Genomic DNA, 21,137 nt, shown 5'->3' with positions numbered 1-21,137 from the left:
GCTGCGCGCCATGCCCGGCGCACACATAAAAAGGCCCCGAGATTCGGGGCTTTTTTATGTGGTCAACTAAGCCGTGGTCAACTAAGCTATGGCGCTTTACAGCAAGCTTACCTTTAGCTGCTTTACTACCGCCAACGCTTTCGCCGTTGCCGCTTCAGTGCTTTCTGCCAGCGCCAGCGCCACGCCCATTCGCCGCTCGCCCTGCACTTCCGGCTTACCAAAGAGCCGCAACTCCGTATCAGGTTCACGCAGCGCATCGGCTAAGCCGGCATACTGAATATTCTGGCTTTGCCCCGGCACCAGCAATACGGCTGATGCGGCCGGGCCGTACTGCTTGATCTGTGGAATAGGTAAACCCAGAATGGCGCGCGCATGCAGCGCAAACTCGCTCAGTTGCTGTGAAATCAGCGTCACCATACCGGTATCATGTGGCCGGGGTGAGACTTCGCTAAACCAGACCTCGTCGCCTTTGATAAAGAGCTCAACACCAAATAAGCCTTTACCGCCCAGCGCCTGTACTACGGCAGTAGCATAGGCTTCTGCTTTTTGCCGCGCCACAGCTGACATCTGTTGTGGCTGCCAGCTTTCGCGGTAATCGCCTTTTTCCTGGCGATGGCCAATGGGCGCACAAAATTGGATCCCGGACACCGAATTCACCGTTAACAGGGTAATTTCATAGTCAAAATCAATAAAGCCTTCCACGATGATCCGGCCCTTACCGGCGCGGCCCCCCTCCTGAGCATAAGCCCAGGCCTGCTCCAGGTCGGCATCCGAGCGCAGCACGCTCTGGCCTTTCCCTGAGGAGGACATAATAGGTTTAACGACACAGGGATAACCAATAGCCGCCACCGCGGCCAGAAAGCCGGCTTTATCTTCCGCAAACTGATAGGGTGAAGTCGGTAATTGCAGCTGCTCGGCGGCTAAACGGCGGATCCCCTCGCGGTTCATCGTCAGATTAACGGCTTTGGCACTGGGTACCACGTTAAATCCGGCCTGCTCCAGCTCGAGTAGTACTGAGGTGGCGATGGCTTCCAGCTCCGGCACTATCAGGCTTGGCTTTTCGCTGATCACCAGCTGGCGCAGCGCGGCGTTATCCAGCATCGAGATCACCACGGCTTTATCAGCCACCTGCATCGCCGGCGCATTCGGATAGCGGTCAACCGCAATCACTTCACAACCGTAGCGCTTTAATTCAATACACAGCTCTTTACCAAGCTCACCAGCACCTAATAACAGCACCTTGGTGCTACTGCTGGTACCCGGGGTTCCGATTATCGTCGTCATTTAATTTTCACCATTGGCCGCTCTGGGTGGCTCCAATCTACGTGATAAGTCTTACCTTTGGCCTTGTCGGTACGCTCAAAAGTATGGGCACCAAAATAATCGCGTTGCCCTTGCAACAGGTTGGCTGGCAACACTGCAGTGCGGTACGCATCGTAGTAACTCAGCGCTGAGCTCAGGGCCGCTACCGGAATACCGGCCAGCGAGGCATTAGCAACCGCTTTACGCCAGTTTTGCTGATAGACCGAAATTTGCTTGGAGAAAAATGGATCCAGCAGCAGGTTCTCCAGCTCGTCGTTGCGCTCATAAGCTTCACTGATCGACTGTAGGAATACCGCGCGGATAATACAGCCGGCACGCCAGATTTTCGCAATTTCGGCGAAATTCAGCTGCCAGCCCTGCTCTTCCGCTGCCGTTTTCATTAAATGGAAGCCCTGGGCGTAAACACAGATCTTGGCGCAGTACAGCGCATCGTGCAGCATCTGAATCAGCTCCGCCTGCTGCGCTTCGCTATACAGGTTTTGCGCCGGACCCGCCAGCACTGTCGCGGCCTTGACCCGCTCGGTTTTAAGAGCAGAGATAGAACGGGCGTACACCGCTTCAGCTATGGTTGGCGCCGGGCTACCCAGCTGCAGGCTACTGACCGCAGTCCACAGGCCGGTGCCCTTTTGGCCGGCTTTATCGACAATCACATCGACCAGCGGCAAGCCGGTTTCACTGTCTTTGGTGGCCAGTACCTCGGCACTGATGCCGATTAAATAGCTATGTAGCGGGCCTTCATTCCAGCGCCGGAAAATGTCAGCAATCGCCAGCGCCGACATGCCCAGCACATCGCGCATCACCTGATACACTTCACAAATCAACTGCATATCGGCATATTCAATGCCGTTATGCACCATCTTCACATAGTGGCCTGAGCCGCTGGGGCCAATATAGCTGGCGCATGGCTCACCTTCGGTAACCGGATTACCCGGCTCAAAGCGTTCGATAGCTTTGCCGGTGGCCGGATCAACCTTGGCCGCAATGGCCTGCCATAAGGGTTTAATCCGGGTCCAGGCATAGGGATCGCCACTTGGCATCAAGGAGGGGCCAAAACGGGCACCGACTTCGCCGCCGGAAACGGCGGTTGAGAAAAAGATAAACTTGCCTTCAAAGCTTTTCTCCCGCGCGACGGTATCGGTCCACAGGCTGTTGCCGGTATCAACCACGATATCATCGGCCTGAATACCGGCGTCTATCAACTTGTGACAGACATCGTCTACGGCTTTACCGGCGGGAACAGAGAGAACAATCAGATGCGGGGCAGAAAGGCGGGATAATAATTCGGTGTAGGAGCTACAGCCAATTACCCGCGGCGGCTGGTCACCGCGCTCTGCGGTATCCTGCGCCAGCACAGCTTCGAGCTTTTGCAGATCGAGGTCAAAGGCCGCCACCCGGTAACCATGATCTGCCAGGTTTAAGATCAGGTTTTTGCCCATTACGCCGGCTCCAACGAAGCCGATATCACACAGTGGTGTGTTGTCTGTCATTTGACGATCCTTTAAACAGCAGAGAAATGCGCCTTGGCGCGGCTCGAAAAATGGCCGGCATTATAGCCGAATAACCGGCATAAGCCTACTGCCAGACTGACAGGCTGTGCGCCGTTTGCAGCCATTGGCTGGCTTGCAGCGGTTTAACCGGTTGTAAACCATCATCCAGCGCGGTATCAAACACCAGTTGCCGGCTGTTGCCCGGAAATAACACGGCTTCGTTACGGGCCGAACCATTAATCAGTACCAGCAAGCTTTGCTGACTGTTGGTATTGATAATCTCCAGCATACAGCAGTTAAGTTCGGCCTGATGCCAGTGTTGCTCCTGCATCGGCGTGGCATCGAGTAAATACCAGTGCACCTGATGTTTGTCACCATGCAGCTGATACTGATCATCCAGTAAACTCAGCTGCTGCAGGCAACTAAACTGGCTACGCAGTGCCATCATCTGGCGCACAAACTGCAAAAACTTCGTACTATGGCCATCCAATTGCCAGTTAAGCCAGGAAATCGGATTATCCTGACAGTAGGCGTTATTATTACCGTGTTGGCTATGGCTGAGCTCATCACCGCCCAGCCAGTGGATAATGCCCTGACTGAGCAGCAAGGTCGCCACCAGATTACGCTTATGTTGATACCGGGCGGCGACGATTGCCGGATCTGAGCTTGGGCCTTCGACGCCATGATTGCTACTCAGATTATGGCTATGGCCGTCCCGGTTTTCTTCACCGTTCAGCCAGTTATGTTTGTGCTGGTAACTAACCAGATCCTGCAGCGTAAAACCATCGTGATAACACAGATAGTTGACGCTACAACTGGCCGGCTTATGGTGCTTTTGGAAAATATCGCGCGAGCCCAGTAAGCGGGTGGCAAATTCCGGTAAGGTGCCACTGTCACCGCGCCAGAACGCGCGGCAGGTATCACGGAACTTGTCGTTAAGCTCAGACCAATGCGCCGGAAACTGCCCCAAATGGTAGCCAAAGGGCCCGACATCCCAGGGCTCAGCAATCAGCTTGGCCTGCGACAGCACCGGATCCTGAGCAATAATTTGGAAAAAGGCCGCATAGGGATTAAAGCGTTTATGCTCACGACCCAGCGTTACCGCCAAATCAAAGCGGAAGCCATCAACCTGCATCTCAGTCAGCCAGTACCGCAGCGCATCCAGCACCATTTTTTGCAGCGCCGGATGTGACAGGTTTAGCGTATTACCACAGCCGGTAAAGTTGCAGTAACTCTGATAATCAATCATTTCACCATGGCTGTGAAACAGATAATACTGGCGGTTTGCCAGACCGCGGAAACTGAGCATCGGGCCATCTTCGCCGGCTTCAGCGGTATGGTTAAAGACGACATCCAGAATCACTTCCAGCCCGTGCTGATGCAGGGTGCGAACCAGAGTTTTAAACTCCTGCACCGCATCTTCTACCTGATAGCGTGGCTCGGGTGCAAAAAATGCCAGCGGGTTGTAACCCCAGTAATTGGTAAGCTTCAGACTGCTTAAGCGTGGCTCTGCCATAAAGGCCGCCACCGGTAGTAACTGCACCGTAGTAATACCCAGTGCTTTTAAATGGGCGATCACCTCTGGCTGACACAGGCCAAGGTAGGTACCGCGCAATGCTTCCGGTACCGCCGGATGCTGCATGGTCAGGCCCTTGATATGCGCCTCGTACAGTACGGTTTTTTCGCGTGGGATCTGTGGCTTAGTGGCGCCCTGCCAGTCAAACTCAGTGGCGCTGAGTACGCCTTTGGCCAATGAATAGTGACTACGGCTTACATATTGCTGTTCATGCCAGTACTGCGGCCGGTTTAACTGCCGGCAATAGGGGTCCAGTAACAACCTGTTACTGTCAAACAATAAGCCGCGATCCGGCTGATTCGGGCCTGCGGCTTTTAGTGCATAGAGGGTGCCCTCAGCGACGCCCTGCACCTGCAAATGCCAGATCTCACCGGTGCGGCCACTAAAAGGAATTTCCGCCAGCAGCTCTTCCGTATCCGGGCGAAATAAACACAGTTGCAGTCCGGTTGCATCCGGGGCATAGACGGCGAAGTTCCAGCAGCCGGCACTCAGTTGCGTTGGCCCGAGTGGCGCCGGCTTACCAGGACTCATTTTGAGCAGTGTTATCTGATCGGCCATCGCGCGGATCCTAAGGTTTAACTCGTAAATAGAGGGTCGCCAGCGGCGGTAAATTCAAGCTCAGCTGTCGAGGTTGGCCCTGCCAGGCTTCGGCAATACTGACCAGTGCCTGCTGCTGCACCGGATAATTACTGCCCCAGAAATACTCACTATCGGTATTGAGGATCACTTCAAACTCGCCCTCTTCCGCCACGCCGAGCGCAAAATGCTCGCGCGGCACCGGCGTAAAATTACTGACCACGTAAATACGCTGCCCGGCCGCATCCTGCCGGAAAAAGCTCAGCGTACTATGGGTTGCATCCTGATGCTCCAGCCAGCCAAAGCCCGCTGGCTCATAGTCCAGCTGATACAGCGGTGCGCAGCGCCGATAAGTCAGGTTCAGATCGCGGAACAGCTGCTGTACCCCACGGTGCTTATCATAGCTTAGCAGCTGCCAGTCCAGACTCTGGGTATGATTCCATTCGCGGCTTTGCGCCAGCTCATTCCCCATAAAATTCATTTTCTTACCCGGGTGCGCGTACATAAAGGCAATGTAGGCACGTAAGTTCGCCGCCTGCTGCCACTCATCGCCCGGCATTTTTTGCAATAAGCTGCCTTTACCATGCACTACTTCGTCGTGCGATAACGGCAGAATAAAATTCTCGTTATAGGCATACACCATCGAAAAGGTCAGATCATTATGATGGTACTGCCGGTAAGCCGGATCCTTACTGATATAGCGCAGACTATCGTTCATCCAGCCCATATTCCATTTAAAGCCAAAACCGAGGCCACCGCCGTCGGTCGGCCGTGACACCATCGGGAAAGACGTCGACTCTTCGGCTATGGTCATGGCATTAGGGAACTTGCTATACACTTCGCGGTTAAGCCAGCGAAACAGACTAATGGCTTCATAGTTATGATTGCCGCCGTCGATATTCGGGATCCATTCCCCGGCTTTGCGCGAGTAATCCCAATACAGCATCGAGGCCACCGCATCAACGCGGATGCCGTCAATATGAAAGTGTTCCAGCCAATACAGCGCACTGGCCACCAGGAACTGGCGCACATAATCCTTACCAAAATCATAGATACAGGAGTTCCAGTCCGGGTGCCAGCCACGGCGCGGATCGGCATATTCATAAAGATGCGAGCCGTCAAAACGGGCTAAACCATGGCCATCTTCCGGAAAATGCGCCGGTACCCAGTCCAGAATAACGCCGATACCGGCCTGATGGCAGGCATCGACAAAGGCTTTAAAATCATCCGGATGACCAAAACGCGAGGTGGGGGCAAATAGCCCCAGTGGCTGATAGCCCCAGGAACCATCAAACGGATGCTCCATCACCGGTAACAGTTCGATATGGGTGTAGCCCAGGTCCAATACATAAGGGATCAGCTGCGCCGCCAGCTCACGATAACTCAATGGTTGATTGTCCGGCCCGCGGCGCCAGGAGCCCAGATGCACTTCATAAATACTCATCGGGCTCTGATACGGATTGGGCGCAGTGCGGTTTTGCCAGGCCTGATCCTGCCACTGATACTGCTGATGATCGTAAACCAGCGAGGCATGCGACGGATATTGCTCAGCATAAAAGGCCAGTGGATCGGCTTTGTGTGGCAACAGATGACCATGCTGATCTTTAATTTCAAACTTATAGCGCACGCCGGCGGCAATTTCCGGCAGCACCAGCACGAAATGGCCACAGTCGGTGCGTTGCATCGGATGGCAACGGCCATCCCACTGGTTAAAGTCTCCGACCAGACTGACGCTGCTGGCATGAGGGGCATAGACGGCAAAACGGGTTGCCGGCAGCCGTTTGCCGGCGACATCCAACTCAATAAGCTGGGCGCCAAGCTGCCGGTACAGATTTTCCGGCTGATGCTGCACAAAGTGCACCGCATAATAGGCTTGCTCAGTAAACTGATAAGGGTCAAACAACTGGTGCTGATAGCGCCCCTGGGTAACCTGTAACCGATAGGGCACCGCCTTACGCTTAGTTGGCAACTCCAGTACAAATAAGCCGGGACAACGGCTATCAGGCGTTAACTCACCTAACAGTTTATTGGTTTTGCTATCGAAAGCACTGACCGCACTGGCATGCGGCAGATAGCAGCGCAGCAACAGGCCACGCGCTTTCCCGTCCTGCATTCGCGGCTGCCAACCTAAAAAGCCAAACGGCTGATTTAAACGGGCTTCGGTTAACAGCTGTGCAGTCATGATTCTGTCCTTAATATAATGTCTGTGAGTTACCTGAACGGGCCTTACGGCGGCTTATTTATTGGCGTCGCAGCGCCGTTAATTGCTGCAATAAGGCGGCAATATGCGGCTCTTGTGTCCACTGCTCCAGCGGCTGACTCAATTTGCGCCGCCAGTTTGGATATTCATTACTGGTACCAGGCACATTCACCGGCTGGGTCATTTCCAGCCAGTCTTCAATTTGCAGGCATAACAGCTGCTGGGCGCCGGCGGCCAGATGCTGCTGCATAGCGAAATTCAAAGTGCGGTCCATAGCAAGCTGATCGACACTGCGCGGGTAATCAGCCGGTAAGCGGCCATGACCGTGCAGCGAATCTAAAATACGCTGTTTATTGGCATGGCGCTGCTGATAGAGTTGCTGCAGTTGCCCTTCGTCGCGATACAAGCCCAGTTGCTGGCCCAGTTTTAAGTCTTCACAATGCCAGAAACCAATTAAGGTTGGCAAATCGTGGGTACTTAAGGTCGCCATCGCCTGCAGCGGATAATGTGCCGGCGAAATATAGCCGCCATCCGGCGCGGTTTCAAAGAAGAAGACCCGGTAGGAATAGATACCGAATTGCTGCAGTAACTCGCGGATGCCCTCTGGTACGGTGCCCAGATCCTCGCCAATAACCACCACCTGCTGACGCTGACTTTCCAGCGCCAGAATGCCCAGCAGATCCATAATAGGATAATAAACATAGGCACCGGAGCCGGCATTAGCCGCCGTTTTTGGTACCCACCATAGCCGCAGCAGCGCCATCACATGGTCAATCCGCAGCGCACCGGCATGCTGCATATTGGCACGCAACAGCTCAATAAAGGGTTGATAGCCCTGCTGGTACAGCTGAAACGGCTTCATCGGCGGCAAACCCCAGTTTTGGCCGGTCGGCCCCAGTGGATCCGGCGGCGCACCGACACTGGCGTCACGGCAATACAGCTCAGGATTACCCCAGATCTCGGTGGAGGCCTCGCTGACGCCAACCGCTAAATCACGATACAAACCTAATAACATGCCCTGCGCTGTTGCCAGTTGCTGGGCCTCTGCCAGCTGCTGCTGCGCCAGGAATTGCAGATAAACGTAAAAATCCAGCTCAGCTGCGTGCTCAGCAGCAAATTGCTGGACGGCGTCGCTGTCCGGATCTCGGTATTGCTCTGGCCAGTTTGGCCAGCCCCAGTATTGGCTGTCTTGCTGATACAGCCAGGCATGCAGCGCATCATATAGCGCCAGCTGCGCTAAACTGTTGCCGCCAGCGGCTTTAAAGGCATCAAAGGCGGCAGCCAGTTCGGGCTGCGACGCTTTGTTGTCGATAAACCACTGATAACACAGCTTTAATGCTGGCAGCTTTAGCGCCATCACGGCCGGGTAATCGACCCAGTCCTGCTGCTGCGCTGCGACTATTGCCTGTTGTACCGCCGGCTGCTTTAGATGCGCCTGTAGCGCGGCGTTTTCGTTAAAGCCAGGTGTGGCGGTCACATCAAGATAAATAATATTGAGCCAGCGCCGCGACGACGGACTATAAGGGCTGGCGTTTTCCGGCAGTGCCGGATATAGAGCATGGATCGGGTTTAAACCGATAAAGTCAGCACCCTGAGCCGACAGATACTGGATCAGCGCTTTTAAATCGCTAAAATCACCGATCCCCCAGTTGCGCTCCGAGCGCAGTGCATAAAGCTGGATCGCGCTACCCCACTGTTTGCGCTGGCTAAACTCTGCCGGTTGATAACAATGGCCGGGGCTGATAATCAGTTGCTGGTTGACCAGTAAATCGGTACCACTGCAGCGCAGCTCCAACTGATGGTAACCGGCTGTTAATGGGTAGGCGATATGATGCAGATACTGCTGATACTCTTCGCCATCTAACACCACCACCTGTGTCAGCTCGCCATCTACCGGCAGCAGTGGCCACTGCTGTATTGCGCCCTGCTCAGTAGTCAGCGTCAAGGTAAAATCGGTATTCGCCAGCGCCAGTGGCACCATCACCTCCAGCTGCCAGCCGTGCTCATCTTGCTGCTGCACCGATACCGGCGCGATCAGTTGTTGCCAGTAATCCAGTTGCCGCTGTAACAGCTCCTGCCGGCAGGCGGCTTCATCCTGCACCGGATAGCCCATGGCACTGAGCAGCGCTAACTGATCCGGCTCGTTGACCTGACACGGCTGCCCCCAGGCATCATTAAAGGTGGTTTCAATGCCGTTAAAGGCAATCAGTTCGGCGAGTAAGGCGGCGTCCATTGGAAATCCTTAATTAAATGTGCCTAAAATAGAACCTGCATTATATTGATGCGACTCAGCAGTCTATTGTAAGGAGCAGTTTGCAGCTTGTCATGGCCATTTATGTCATTAAATTACAAAATCAGCAACAAAAATGCTTTTAAGCTTGAAAATTGCCACGAATAATGTAATTTTACTACAAAATGCCTGGTGAATACGTTTTCAAACAGTTTAACACTTTAACAGCGGGGTTCTTATGACTATTCGTGTTGCGATTAATGGTTTTGGCCGGATTGGCCGTAACGTGCTGCGGGCACTGTATGAAAGCAGCAAAAGCTATGACATTAAGATCGTAGCCATCAACGATCTCGGCGATGCGGCGATTAACGCCCACCTGTTAAAGTACGACACCGCGCACGGTATTTTTGCTGCTAACGTCAGCCACGATGACAAAGCCATCTATGTTAACAATGACGAAATCCGCACCCTCAGCGTGCGTAATCCGGCCGAGCTGCCGTGGGCCGAGCTGAAAGTCGATGTGGTACTGGAATGTACCGGCCTGTTCACCGATCGTAAAACCGCGGGCGCCCATTTAACGGCCGGTGCGAAAAAAGTCATCATCTCGGCACCGGGTAAAGATGTCGATGCCACTGTGGTCTACGGCGTGAACCATCAGATCCTGACGCCGGAGATGAACATTATCTCTAATGCGTCCTGCACCACCAACTGTCTGGCGCCGGTTGCCAAGCCTCTGTATGAAGCCTTGGGTATTGAATCCGGTTTGATGACCACCATCCACGCCTACACTAACGATCAGCGCTTAAGTGATGTTTATCATACTGATGTGCGCCGGGCCCGCGCCGCGGCAATGTCGATGATCCCGACCAAGACCGGCGCCGCTGCTGCTGTCGGTTTGGTGGTACCTGAGCTAAAAGGCAAATTTGATGGCCTGGCCGTACGGGTGCCAACGATTAACGTATCTTTAGTCGACCTGACCTTTATTGCTGGCCGCGATACTACGGCGGAAGAAGTGAACGAGATTATCCGTAAAGCTGCCAGCAGCGGCCCAATGAGCGAAGTGCTGGCGGTGAACGATCTGCCGCTGGTATCAATCGACTTTAACCACAACCCAATGTCGTCGGTATTTGATGCCACTGAAACCCGGGTACTGGGCCGGCTGGTCAAAGTGATGAGCTGGTACGATAATGAGTGGGGCTTTAGTAACCGTATGCTGGACAATACAGTAGAATTAATGAAATTCTAATTGTCTCTTCCCATCACTACAGCCAGCTTTTGCTGGCTGTATGCGTTTTGGGCTAGTGGATTTAGTCCGTGATAACAAAACTTACAACGTAAGCCATGGCCTGTCAGGAATAACCATTAAGCAAAATTGATCAAGCAGAAGGAATTAAGATGTCGCAGACACTATCGCAAATCAGTACTCAGACCGGCTTTGCCCATTTAACTGACCTGCCCTGCCTGAAATTAGTCTGTGGCGAAGCTTCGGCCGTGATCTCGCTGTATGGCGCTCAGTTGTTATCCTATCAGCCAGCGCCCGGACGCGAGCTGCTGTGGCTATCCCCGAAAGCGGTCTGGCAACAGCAACAAGCGATCCGCGGCGGCGTGCCGGTATGTTGGCCCTGGTTTGGCCCGGCGGGCAAGCCGTTTAATACCACCGCGGCTAAGCTGCCCAACCATGGTTTAGTACGTAACCGACTGTGGCGTCAGGTGCAGGTTGAGCCGTCGGCACAGCACGCTTTGGTTAAGTTAAGCATCGATGTTGCTGATATCCCGACACTGCATAACAGCGTGACGTTAAACCTGACGCTGAAGCTGACCGAGGAGGCTCTGACTTTACAGCTGGACTGTGCCGAGCCGATGCTGCAACAAGCTGCGTTACACAGCTATTTTGCCGTGCCCTCCCTGTCAGACACCAGTGTAAGTCCTCTACCCGGCGCCTATCTGGATAAAACGCTGGGCGGCGAGTGGGTAGAAAGCACTGCGCCGGTTCGCTTTGAGCGGGAAATTGATCGGGTTTATCCGCAGCCTGCAGCAGAGCTGCTGTTACAAAGCGGCGCACAGCAGCTAAACATCAGCCAACAGGGCCAGGATGCCACTGTGGTCTGGAATCCGTGGCAGGAACGCAGCAAAGCGCTGCCGGATTTAGCGGAAAACAGTTATCAGCAGTTTGTTTGTGTTGAAACCGCAAAACTGGATTTAGACCAACCAGCAGCCTTACGACTGAGTCAACGTCTTACCAGCTTGACGTAAAATCGATCAGCTGCAGTTGCTGCTGACCGCTTGCGGTTGCCATCGTCAGCGTCAACTGCCAGCGCATTTGCGGATCGGTGCAGGCGCCGAGCAAAAGCTCGGCTTGCCAGATTATGCCCTCTGTGTCGCTGACCTTACGCCAGTGTAACGGGATCCGCCCCATATACATCGAAATGCCGCGAATTTCACCACTAAGTTGCTGAATATCAAGGTTTGTTTTCACCGTTAGCGTCAGCGGGCTTTCTACCGGTATTGTTGCCGGACTGATTTGTACACTCAGGTCAGCAGTTTGCAGCAGGGTCAGCTGGCTGTTATCATTAGCAGCGGGTGTACAAGCCTGCAGTACAAATAAAAAAATGAAACATAACACTAACTTCGCTGCAAACTTCATCTCAGGGTAATGCCTGCTAAACTCGTAGAAGTGGCTATCTTAGCGCTAACAACAGGCAAAAAACCAGCAACAGGCCTAATTGCCTGAAAATTGAACAGCAACTTTGTTCTACATCATAAAATAGGCGGCTTCGCCTATCTTTTATGGGGTAAAGGCCTTATCATTCGGGCCAAATAAAGTGGGTACAACCAACTGTATCAGCTCTTGCAGCGGACGTAGCCACTTATAATAAGAAGGGCCACCCTCAGGTGGTATTTTAGTAACCAGCAAAACTGCAGCGGAACTCAACATGAGCCAGACCAAACCGTTAAATGTTGAATACAACTATAGCGTTGTCCGCCTCTTTGCCATCACTACCGTTCTTTGGGGTATTGTTGGCATGGTGGTGGGTGTGTTAATTGCAGCCCAGTTATACTGGCCGGCGCTTAACTTTGATACACCTTGGCTGACCTACAGCCGTCTTCGTCCTCTTCATACCAACGCGGTGATCTTCGCCTTTGGTACCAGTGCTTTATTCGCCACCTGTTACTATGTGGTGCAGCGTACCTGTCAGGTACGATTGTTCGCGGAAAAGCTGGCCATGTTTACTTTCTGGGGCTGGCAAGCTGTTATTGTGGCTGCGGCCATTACGCTGCCGATGGGTCTGAGCCAAAGTAAAGAATACGCGGAACTGGAATGGCCAATTGATATTCTGATTACCATCGTTTGGGTCAGCTTTGCTATCGTGTTCTTCGGCACCCTGATTAAGCGTAAAACCAGCCATATCTACGTGGCAAACTGGTTCTATGGTGGCTTTATTATCACTGTTGCCGCGCTGCATATCGTCAACAGCATGGTTATCCCGCTGCATTTAGGTAAGTCTTATTCGATCTATGCCGGTGCCGTCGATGCGATGGTCCAGTGGTGGTATGGTCATAACGCCGTAGGCTTCCTGTTAACTGCAGGTTTCCTGGGTATGATGTATTACTTCGTACCAAAACAAGCAGGTCGTCCGGTCTACTCTTACCGTTTATCGATCGTCCACTTCTGGGCGCTGATTGCGCTGTATATCTGGGCGGGTCCACACCACCTGCACTACACTGCCCTGCCTGACTGGACTCAGTCCTTGGGTATGGTGATGTCAGTGGTGCTGTTCGTACCAAGCTGGGGCGGTATGATCAACGGTATTATGACGCTGTCAGGCGCCTGGCATAAGCTGAAAACCGATCCAATCTTACGTTTCCTGATTGTGTCACTGTCTTTCTATGGTATGTCGACCTTCGAAGGTCCGATGATGGCCATCAAGTCAGTGAATGCACTGTCACACTACACTGACTGGACCGTAGGTCACGTGCACTCAGGTGCGCTGGGCTGGGTTGCCATGATCTCTATCGGTGCCATGTATCACCTGATCCCGGCCGTATACAACAAAGACGGCATGTATAGCTTAAAACTGATCAACACCCACTTCTGGCTGCACACCATCGGTGTGGTGCTGTACATCGTAGCAATGTGGATCAGCGGTATTATGCAAGGCATGATGTGGCGCGCAGTTAACACGGACGGTACTTTGACTTACAGCTTTGTACAAAGCCTGGAAGCCTCAATGCCGTTCTATCTGATGCGCTTTATTGGTGGTGTTTTTGTCGTCGCCGGTATGTTGCTGATGGCTTACAACGTCTACAAGACAGTAAGCAGTAAAACACCAGCAGCCCAACCTGCTGCAGCAGCCGCCTAAGGAGAGCGAAATGTCAAAAAATCATCACGAAAAAGTCGAAAAAAGCGTTGGTTTACTGGGCATTTTCACCATTATCGCCATCAGCTTTGGTACCTTAGTGCAAATCACCCCGCTGATGTTTCTGGATGAAACCACCCAGCCGGTCGATGGCCTGAAACCTTACACTGCCCTGCAGATGGAAGGCCGGGATATTTTTATCCGTGAAGGTTGTACCAACTGTCACAGTCAGATGATCCGTCCGTTCCGTGCCGAAGTGGAGCGTTATGGCCACTATTCGGTTGCCGGTGAGAGCGTATGGGAACACCCGTTCCTGTGGGGTTCGAAGCGTACTGGTCCTGACCTGGCTCGGGTGGGCGGTCGCTATAGCGATGACTGGCACCATGCGCACCTGATGGATCCCCGTTCAGTTGTACCCCAATCCAATATGCCGGCCTATCCTTGGTTAGACCGTAATATTCTGGATGGTAAATATACGGCCCGTAAGCTGGAAATCTTCCGTGGCTTTGGTGTGCCTTATACCGACGAAGATATCGCCGGTGCTGCAGACGCAGTGAAAGGTAAAACCGAAATGGAAGCCCTGATTGCCTATCTGCAATCACTGGGCACAGCCCTGAAGTAAGCGCTATGGAATTTGCAACAGTTCACAGCATTTTGACCGTGATCCTATTCGTTGGCTTTGTTGCCTTTGTTATCTGGGCTTACAGCAAGAAGCGTAAGCCAGATTTTGATGAGGCCGCTAACCTGGTGTTTGACGACGAACCGGATTCAGAAAAACAACATTCAAAACGGGAGAAGGAGCATGAGTAGCTTCTGGAATCTTTGGATTTGGGTACTGACTATCCCAGTATTAGTACTTTGTGTAGTGCTGCTGGTGTGGAACCTGAAAAACTATGTCGGTGTGCCGGAAGACGAAACCACCGATCATGAAGTGGATGGCTTAAAAGAACTGAATAACCCCCTGCCAAAGTGGTGGACCTATATGTTCTTCGCCACCCTGATTTGGTCGGTATTCTATCTGGCTGCCTATCCGGGTCTGGGTAACTATAAGGGTTTCCTGAACTGGACCAGCTCTAACCAGGGAATTAAATCTCTGGAAGAGTCACGCCAGGCGGTGGAATTAGCCCGCGCTGAAGGCCGCCATGTGCAGCTGGATGTGGAAAATGCCCGTGCCGATGAGGTATTTGGCCCGGTATTCCAGGCGTTCGCCAAACGTGATGTGCTGGACCTAGCCTATGATACCGAAGCCCTGAAAATCGGTCAGCGCTTGTTCCTGCAGAACTGTGCCCTGTGTCATGGCTCCGATGCCCGCGGTCAGCGTGGCTATCCGAACCTGACCGATAATGACTGGTTATATGGCGGCACACCGGAGAAAATTAAAGAAACTCTGCTGTACGGTCGTAAAGCAGCCATGCCAGGTTGGGAAGCTGCGCTGGGCGATCAGGGTATCCGCGAGATGACGGCCTATGTGCTGCAACTGTCTGGCCGTGCGGTAAATGAAAAAGACGCCGAAGCCGGTAAAGCCAAGTTTGGTATGTGTGCCGCCTGTCACGGTGTCGATGGTCGCGGTAGCGTGGCGCATAATCTGCCGTTTGGCGCGCCAAACCTGACCAATAATATCTGGTTATACGGTGGCTCTGCCAGGGATATCGAAGAAACGCTGCGTCACGGCCGTTTTGGTGTGATGCCAGCCTTTAAAGAGACTCTGGGAGAAGATAAGGTACATATCCTGACGGCCTACGTCTATCGTCTGGCGAATCCGGAAGACCTGCGCTGACACTAAGCCTGGCATTCTGTTAGAATCTAAGCCCCGTTCCGGGGCTTAGTTTTATAAAAGAGGTAACTGATGCAACTGGACACCAAACCCTGGTATAAACAACTCTGGCCCTGGATCCTGATTGCCATTCCGGTGATTACGGCATTAAAAGCTGTGCACACCATAGTAGTGATGCAACAGCATAAACCGGAAGTGGTGATCGACGATTATTATGCGGCGGGCAGAAGTATAAATCTGCAACTGGCCAAATATCGCGAAGCTGCCCTGCGGAATCTGGACGCGCATATACTGGTAGCAGGTAACCGTGCTGTGGTGCGTTTTGCCGAAAATGCCGTCTTAGGTGACAAGATCCACCTTGATTTTTACCATCCGACTCTCGGAGCGCAGGATTTTGCTGTCGACGCTGAACGTAGTGGCGAATTGCTGTACGTAGCAACCCTGCCGCTGACACCGAATGGCCGCTGGCGCCTGACCGTCTCAGATGACTCTAATGAATGGCGCTTAAAAGCCAATCTAACCCTGCCGGCAGAGCAGGAAATTAAACTCGGTTATAACTAACCTTAAGTACGAAGGAATAGGCGTCTTGGGCGACCTGAAATGTTTTCACTGCCATGAGCCGGTACTCACCGGTGACCGTTTTACCCTGCAGATTGATGGCACAGCGCAGCCCTTTTGTTGCGCTGGTTGTCAGGCTGTGGCCGATACCATTATCCAGAATGGTTTAGCCGATTATTACCGCTTTCGTACTGAGTCAGCGACTAAGGTTGCGGCCATGCCGGCGCAACTGGCGGCAGAGCTGGAAAACTTTGATCAGCCCGAGGTGCTGGCCGATATCAGCCGGCAGCAGGGCGAGCTGACCGAGCTGGAATTGTCCATCTCCGGCATGAGCTGCGCCGCCTGTGCCTGGTTAATTGAAAAGCAGCTAAAAAAACAGCCGCAGATCGCCAGCGTGACGATTAATTCCTCCACCCAGCGCGCCTTATTGCGCTGGGATAGTAAGGCGTTGCCACTAAGCCAGGTCTTAAGCCGCATCGCCGCCCTTGGTTATCAGGCCAGCCCCTTTGTCGCCGATCAGGAAGAACAAACCTTTAAGCAGGAACTGAACCGCTACCTGAAACGACTGGCGGTGTCTGGTATTCTGACCATGCAGGTGATGATGCTGGCCTTTGGCCTGTATTTTGGTGAGTTCACCGGCATTGAAAAATCGCACGAAGGCTACCTACGCTGGATCAGTTTGTTATTAACGCTACCGGTGTTGTTGTATGCCGGTAAGCCCTTTACGGTTAGCGCCTGGCGCAGCATTAAGGCCCGGCAGATGAATATGGATGTGCCGGTCAGCCTGGCGCTGTGGTATACCTATCTGGCGTCATCCTATGCCACCGTCTTTCATACCGGTGAAGTCTATTTTGAATCAGTCTGTATGTTTATTTTCCTGCTGCAACTGGGCAAGTTTTTTGAATACCGGGCCCGGGCACAGGCGCGCGAAGCCACCAGCAACTTGCTGAAAATTATGCCGGTAACCGCCACCCAGCTCACTGCTAACGGGCCGCAAGCGACGTCGGCGCGGCGCCTGCAACCGGGTGATCGGATCCTGGTAAAGGCCGGTGAAACCCTGCCCGCTGATGGTCTGGTACTGGAAGGTCAAAGCTCGGTTGACGAATCGATGCTGACCGGTGAATACCGGCCGATCAGCAAAATGCCCGGTGAGCAGGTGTTGGCCGGCAGTATTAATCACGATGGCTTACTGACCATTCAGGTGACTGAAGTGCTGGCACACTCCCGGCTGGGACAAATCATCCAGCTGCAACAACAAACCCTGAGTCAAAAGCCCAAACTGGTCGAGAAAACCGATCAGTTGGCAAAGTACTTCGTCGAGCGTTTACTGGTAATTGCCGTGCTGACTTTCGGCCTCTGGTATTTCTGGTGGAATCCGGATCGCGCGTTTTGGGTGACGCTCTCGGTGTTGGTGGCAACCTGCCCTTGTGCCCTTAGCCTGGCGACGCCGACCGCCATTACCTGTGCCCTCGCCCGCCTCAACCGCCAGGGCATACTGATCAAAAACGCTCAGGCGTTAGAAGCCTTGCCACAGATCACCCATATTGTACTGGACAAAACCGGCACCCTGACCGAAGGTAAGTTTAGTGTCGAAAGCGTCGAGATGCTAAGCACGGCTTACACTGAGCAACAGGCACTGAATCTGATTGCAAATCTGGAACGTTACTCCGAACACCCGATAGCCCGAGCCTTTGCGCCCTATCAGACAGCTGCCGAAGAGCTGCAACAGGTAACGGTCAGTGTCGGTGCCGGGATCAGCGGGTACTGGCAACAACAAGCGGTGCGGGTCGGCAGTGCCAGTTTTTGTCAGCTAAGCCGCACTGTCAGCGGCGCCATGGTCTATCTGACGATTAACCAGCAGCCGATAGCTGCTGTGACCCTGAGTGACAGAGTACGGCCGGAAGTTCCGGCGCTGCTGGCCAGTTTACAACAACAGGGCTATCAATTGGGGATGTTAACCGGCGACAGCTCATCACAGGCCGAGCAACTGGCCAGCGAATTACAGCTTAACTTTATGCATAAAGGCTGTACGCCAGAACAAAAAGTGACGCATATCCAGCAGCTGATTAGCGAAGGCAAGCAGGTACTGATGCTGGGCGATGGCATTAACGACAGCCCGGGCTTTAACGCTGCCCATATTTCGGTTGCGGTGCACTCAGGCGCCGATCTGTCTAAAAATCAGGCTGATGTGGTGTTATTAAAACCCGATGTGAGTCTGTTAGCCGCATTGCTCAAAGGTGGCAAAACCACCGCCAGCGTGATAAGGCAAAATCTCGGATGGTCTGTCGGTTATAATTTGATTATTATTCCGCTGGCCGTAGCTGGTTTTGTCTCGCCCTATATTGCAGTGATCGGTATGTCGTTCAGCTCGTTATTGGTGGTATCGAATTCATTGAGGTTACTAAAGAAATGAGCATCATTTACGTACTTATCCCGATAGCCATCTTCTTTGTCGCAATGGGGATCTGGATTTTCTTCTGGGCGGTGCGCTCGAAACAGTTTGAAGATCTGGAAAAAGAAGGGCTGAGCATCCTGTTTGACGAGGACGATAAGCCAAAACCATCCGCGAACAAAGATGAGCCCTGATTATCTGGCCGCGCTGCTGATCGGCCTGCTGGGCAGCAGTCACTGTCTGGTAATGTGCGGCGGCATTGCCAGTGCCTTGCAACTTAGCGTGCCGGCTGAGCGCCGCCACTCAGGTTATACTTACCCTCTGCTTCTCAGTGCCGGCCGCTTAACCACCTACAGCCTGTTTGGTGCCCTGGTCGGCTACTTTGGTCTGACCGCAATGCAGCTGGCTGGCGCCTCCATGCTCTGGTTACGCTTGCTGGCAGGCGTCTTACTGGTTGCTATGGCACTCTATATCGCCCGGCTCTGGTTTGGCCTGACGCAGTTGGAACGACTTGGTCAAAAGCTCTGGCAGCGCGTCCAGCCCTATACCAAGGCGCTGTTACCACTTGACTCAGCGACGAAAGCCTATCGGTATGGCCTGCTGTGGGGCTTTTTGCCCTGCGGTCTGGTCTATTCGACCCTTAGCTGGAGTCTGGCCAGCGGCAGCCCTTTTCATGGTGCCCTGCTGATGCTGAGCTTTGGCTTGGGCACCTTGCCGGCGATCCTGGCCGTTGGTGGCGCCGCACAGCTACTGCGCCAGCTGAAAAGCGCCTTGTGGTTTCGCTATAGCACCGCCGCTATACTGGCTATCTACGGCATTTATACGATATGGCTTGCTTTGCAGAGGTTAGTTTTTTAAGCTAGCTACTATATTAGGGAATTCAGGGTTTATTCGATGCAACGCTCGGCGATTAATTGTCAGGATTGTGGTTTTAGTCAGTTGTGCCTGCCGTTTTCACTCAACGATCAGGAAATGACCAAGCTGGATGACATTATTCAGCGCAAACGACCGTTACATAAAGGCGATATCCTGTTTGAAAGCGGCACCGCCCTGAAAGCACTGTATGCGGTACGCACCGGTTCCTTTAAAACCTTTACCCTGACCGAGCAAGGTGAGCAGCAAATTACCGGCTTCCATTTACCCGGCGATATTATCGGTTTTGATGCGATTAATACCCAGCAGCATATGAGCTACGCCGAAGCGCTGGAAACCGGCATGATTTGCGAGATCCCCTTTAACAACCTGGAAATGTTACTGGACCAGCTACCCAAGTTACGGCAGCAGATGATGCGGCTGATGAGTCAGGATATCCAGGCTGATCAGCAGATGTTGTTGCTGTTAAACCGCAAAACTGCCGAACAAAAACTGGCCACCTTTTTAAACCATCTGGCCTCGCGCTACGGTAACCGTGGTTTTTCCTCCAAAGCCTTCCGCCTGACCATGACCCGCAGTGATATCGGCAATTACCTGGGTTTAACCGTTGAAACCATTAGCAGGCTGCTGAGTAAATTACATAAAGATCAGATCATCGAAGTGGATGGCAAACTGATAACCATTTTAGATGCCCCTGCCTTAAGTAACCTCGCCGGTCAGTGTTAATCGGTATTTTGTTGATTTAACACAAAGGCCAGCCTACCAACTCCGGTTATGTTGACTACACTTAATCTAACAGATTGCGTGCATCAACCTGGTAACCGGAGTCATTATGTCGATTTATAACAATGTTTTAGTGGTATTAGATCCCACGACTGAACAACAGAAAGCCCTCGACCGCGCCCTGGAGCTAAGCCGCAAACAAGGCGGTAAACTGACCGCGTTTTTATCGGTATACGAATTCTCCTATGAGATGACCACCATGCTATCCGGTGACGAACGCGAAGCAATGAAGCAGGCGGTGATTAAAGATCGCGAAATCTGGGTCAGTGGCTTACTGCAGCAGGCTCAGGCGCAAGGACTGGAGATCAGTATTCAGGTGGTCTGGCATAACAGACCGTTCGAAGCCGTCGTCAAAGCTGTGCTGGAGCATAACTTTGATCTGGTGATCAAAGGCACCCATGACCACGATGTGCTGAAATCGATGATTTTCACCCCAACTGACTGGCATATTTTGCGCAAATGCCCCTGCCCGGTGCTGCTGGTAAAAGAGCATGCCTGGCCGGCGCAAGGTAATATTATCGCCGCTGTTAATGCCGGCAGTGAGCAGGAGCATCATAAATCCCTGAATAACAGGGTGATTGATAAAGCTAAACAAATGGCTGCCATGCTAAATGCCAGGGTGCATCTGGTGAATGCCTACCCCGGTACTCCGGTTAATATCGCCATCGAGATCCCGGAATTTAATCCGCAGGAATATAACAGCACCATGCAGCGACATCATAAGGATGCCGTGAAGCAACTGGCAGCCGAACATCAGATCCCGGCAGAGCAATGTCATGTGCTGGAAGGGATGCCGGAAGATGTGATCCCGAAATTGGCACGGCAGCTTGATGCCGAGATGGTATTAATTGGCACTATCGGCCGCACCGGCTTATCGGCGGCCATTATCGGTAATACCGCTGAGCATGTGATTGACCGTCTGGATTGTGATGTGCTGGCCTTAAAACCGGCCAATTTTGTCTGTCCGCTGGAGAAATCCTAGCCTTCCAGCCTCTGCCTCTTTTGAA

Annotated in this window: 18 protein-coding genes; 12 read left to right on the top strand and 6 right to left on the bottom strand. The window is 52.9% G+C overall.

Features of this window, described 5'->3' with window-relative positions; all coding sequences use genetic code 11:
- Positions 1 to 96 precede the first annotated feature (96 nt).
- The 5 genes from purT to malQ form a co-directional block, all read right to left on the bottom strand.
- Positions 97 to 1,275 (bottom strand): formate-dependent phosphoribosylglycinamide formyltransferase, encoded by a 1,179-nt coding sequence (gene purT, locus A9165_RS04465; protein ID WP_218060729.1) that lies wholly within the window; start codon positions 1,273 to 1,275, stop codon positions 97 to 99.
- Between the two features lie 5 nt (positions 1,276 to 1,280).
- Positions 1,281 to 2,810: an NADP-dependent phosphogluconate dehydrogenase gene (gene gndA, locus A9165_RS04460; RefSeq protein ID WP_008949381.1), complete on the bottom strand. Its 1,530-nt coding sequence runs from the start codon at positions 2,808 to 2,810 to the stop codon at positions 1,281 to 1,283.
- An 85-nt stretch (positions 2,811 to 2,895) separates the two neighbouring features.
- Positions 2,896 to 4,944 (bottom strand): glycogen debranching protein GlgX, encoded by a 2,049-nt coding sequence (gene glgX, locus A9165_RS04455; protein WP_065955053.1) that lies wholly within the window; start codon positions 4,942 to 4,944, stop codon positions 2,896 to 2,898.
- Positions 4,945 to 4,954: 10 nt separating this feature from the next.
- Positions 4,955 to 7,147: a 1,4-alpha-glucan branching protein GlgB gene (gene glgB / locus A9165_RS04450; RefSeq protein ID WP_369799933.1), complete on the bottom strand. Its 2,193-nt coding sequence runs from the start codon at positions 7,145 to 7,147 to the stop codon at positions 4,955 to 4,957.
- 55 nt (positions 7,148 to 7,202) lie between these two features.
- Positions 7,203 to 9,395 (bottom strand): 4-alpha-glucanotransferase, encoded by a 2,193-nt coding sequence (malQ, locus tag A9165_RS04445; protein WP_065955051.1) that lies wholly within the window; start codon positions 9,393 to 9,395, stop codon positions 7,203 to 7,205.
- A gap of 235 nt (positions 9,396 to 9,630) precedes the next feature.
- Here malQ and gap point away from each other — a divergent pair, with 235 nt between their 5' ends.
- Together gap and A9165_RS04435 are read left to right on the top strand one after the other, a co-directional pair.
- Positions 9,631 to 10,638: a type I glyceraldehyde-3-phosphate dehydrogenase gene (gene gap / locus A9165_RS04440; RefSeq protein WP_065955050.1), complete on the top strand. Its 1,008-nt coding sequence runs from the start codon at positions 9,631 to 9,633 to the stop codon at positions 10,636 to 10,638.
- A 149-nt stretch (positions 10,639 to 10,787) separates the two neighbouring features.
- Positions 10,788 to 11,645: a D-hexose-6-phosphate mutarotase gene (locus A9165_RS04435; RefSeq protein ID WP_065955049.1), complete on the top strand. Its 858-nt coding sequence runs from the start codon at positions 10,788 to 10,790 to the stop codon at positions 11,643 to 11,645.
- On the opposite strand, the gene A9165_RS04430 is transcribed toward A9165_RS04435, so the two are convergent.
- Positions 11,629 to 12,015 (bottom strand): hypothetical protein, encoded by a 387-nt coding sequence (locus A9165_RS04430; protein ID WP_255365638.1) that lies wholly within the window; start codon positions 12,013 to 12,015, stop codon positions 11,629 to 11,631. The genes A9165_RS04435 and A9165_RS04430 overlap by 17 nt on opposite strands.
- 310 nt (positions 12,016 to 12,325) lie before the next feature.
- Here A9165_RS04430 and ccoN point away from each other — a divergent pair, with 310 nt between their 5' ends.
- From ccoN to uspE, 10 genes are all read left to right on the top strand, one after another.
- Positions 12,326 to 13,753: a cytochrome-c oxidase, cbb3-type subunit I gene (ccoN, locus tag A9165_RS04425; protein WP_008610270.1), complete on the top strand. Its 1,428-nt coding sequence runs from the start codon at positions 12,326 to 12,328 to the stop codon at positions 13,751 to 13,753.
- Between the two features lie 10 nt (positions 13,754 to 13,763).
- Positions 13,764 to 14,372: a cytochrome-c oxidase, cbb3-type subunit II gene (gene ccoO / locus A9165_RS04420; RefSeq protein ID WP_065955047.1), complete on the top strand. Its 609-nt coding sequence runs from the start codon at positions 13,764 to 13,766 to the stop codon at positions 14,370 to 14,372.
- Between the two features lie 5 nt (positions 14,373 to 14,377).
- Positions 14,378 to 14,560, top strand: a complete 183-nt coding sequence (locus tag A9165_RS04415; protein WP_008610266.1) for a cbb3-type cytochrome c oxidase subunit 3 — start codon at positions 14,378 to 14,380, stop codon at positions 14,558 to 14,560.
- Positions 14,553 to 15,527 carry a cytochrome-c oxidase, cbb3-type subunit III gene (gene ccoP, locus A9165_RS04410; protein ID WP_065955046.1) on the top strand — a complete coding sequence of 325 codons (975 nt, stop codon included), beginning with the start codon at positions 14,553 to 14,555 and terminating at the stop codon, positions 15,525 to 15,527. Before A9165_RS04415 ends, ccoP begins: the two co-directional genes overlap by 8 nt.
- Positions 15,528 to 15,596: 69 nt before the next feature.
- Complete coding sequence (locus tag A9165_RS04405) at positions 15,597 to 16,085, top strand: FixH family protein (protein WP_008610261.1); 489 nt, start codon at positions 15,597 to 15,599, stop codon at positions 16,083 to 16,085.
- Positions 16,086 to 16,110: 25 nt separating this feature from the next.
- Positions 16,111 to 18,495 carry a heavy metal translocating P-type ATPase gene (locus A9165_RS04400; RefSeq protein ID WP_065955045.1) on the top strand — a complete coding sequence of 795 codons (2,385 nt, stop codon included), beginning with the start codon at positions 16,111 to 16,113 and terminating at the stop codon, positions 18,493 to 18,495.
- Positions 18,492 to 18,668 carry a cbb3-type cytochrome oxidase assembly protein CcoS gene (gene ccoS, locus A9165_RS04395; protein WP_065955044.1) on the top strand — a complete coding sequence of 59 codons (177 nt, stop codon included), beginning with the start codon at positions 18,492 to 18,494 and terminating at the stop codon, positions 18,666 to 18,668. The genes A9165_RS04400 and ccoS overlap by 4 nt, the downstream gene beginning before the upstream one ends.
- On the top strand, positions 18,658 to 19,332 hold the full coding sequence (locus tag A9165_RS04390; protein WP_065955043.1) for a sulfite exporter TauE/SafE family protein: 675 nt from the start codon (positions 18,658 to 18,660) through the stop codon (positions 19,330 to 19,332). Before ccoS ends, A9165_RS04390 begins: the two co-directional genes overlap by 11 nt.
- Positions 19,333 to 19,368: 36 nt before the next feature.
- Complete coding sequence (gene fnr, locus A9165_RS04385; protein ID WP_008949391.1) at positions 19,369 to 20,073, top strand: fumarate/nitrate reduction transcriptional regulator Fnr; 705 nt, start codon at positions 19,369 to 19,371, stop codon at positions 20,071 to 20,073.
- 106 nt (positions 20,074 to 20,179) lie between these two features.
- A complete protein-coding gene (uspE, locus tag A9165_RS04380; RefSeq protein ID WP_008610256.1) occupies positions 20,180 to 21,112 on the top strand; it encodes a universal stress protein UspE in 933 nt (310 codons plus the stop codon).
- The last annotated feature ends 25 nt before the right edge of the window (positions 21,113 to 21,137 follow it).

It is taken from the genome of Alishewanella sp. HH-ZS (assembly GCF_001704375.1).
GTDB lineage: Bacteria > Pseudomonadota > Gammaproteobacteria > Enterobacterales > Alteromonadaceae > Alishewanella > Alishewanella aestuarii.
The sequence above is the reverse complement of the archived record's forward strand: the minus strand, read 5'-3'. Positions and strand labels throughout refer to the sequence as shown.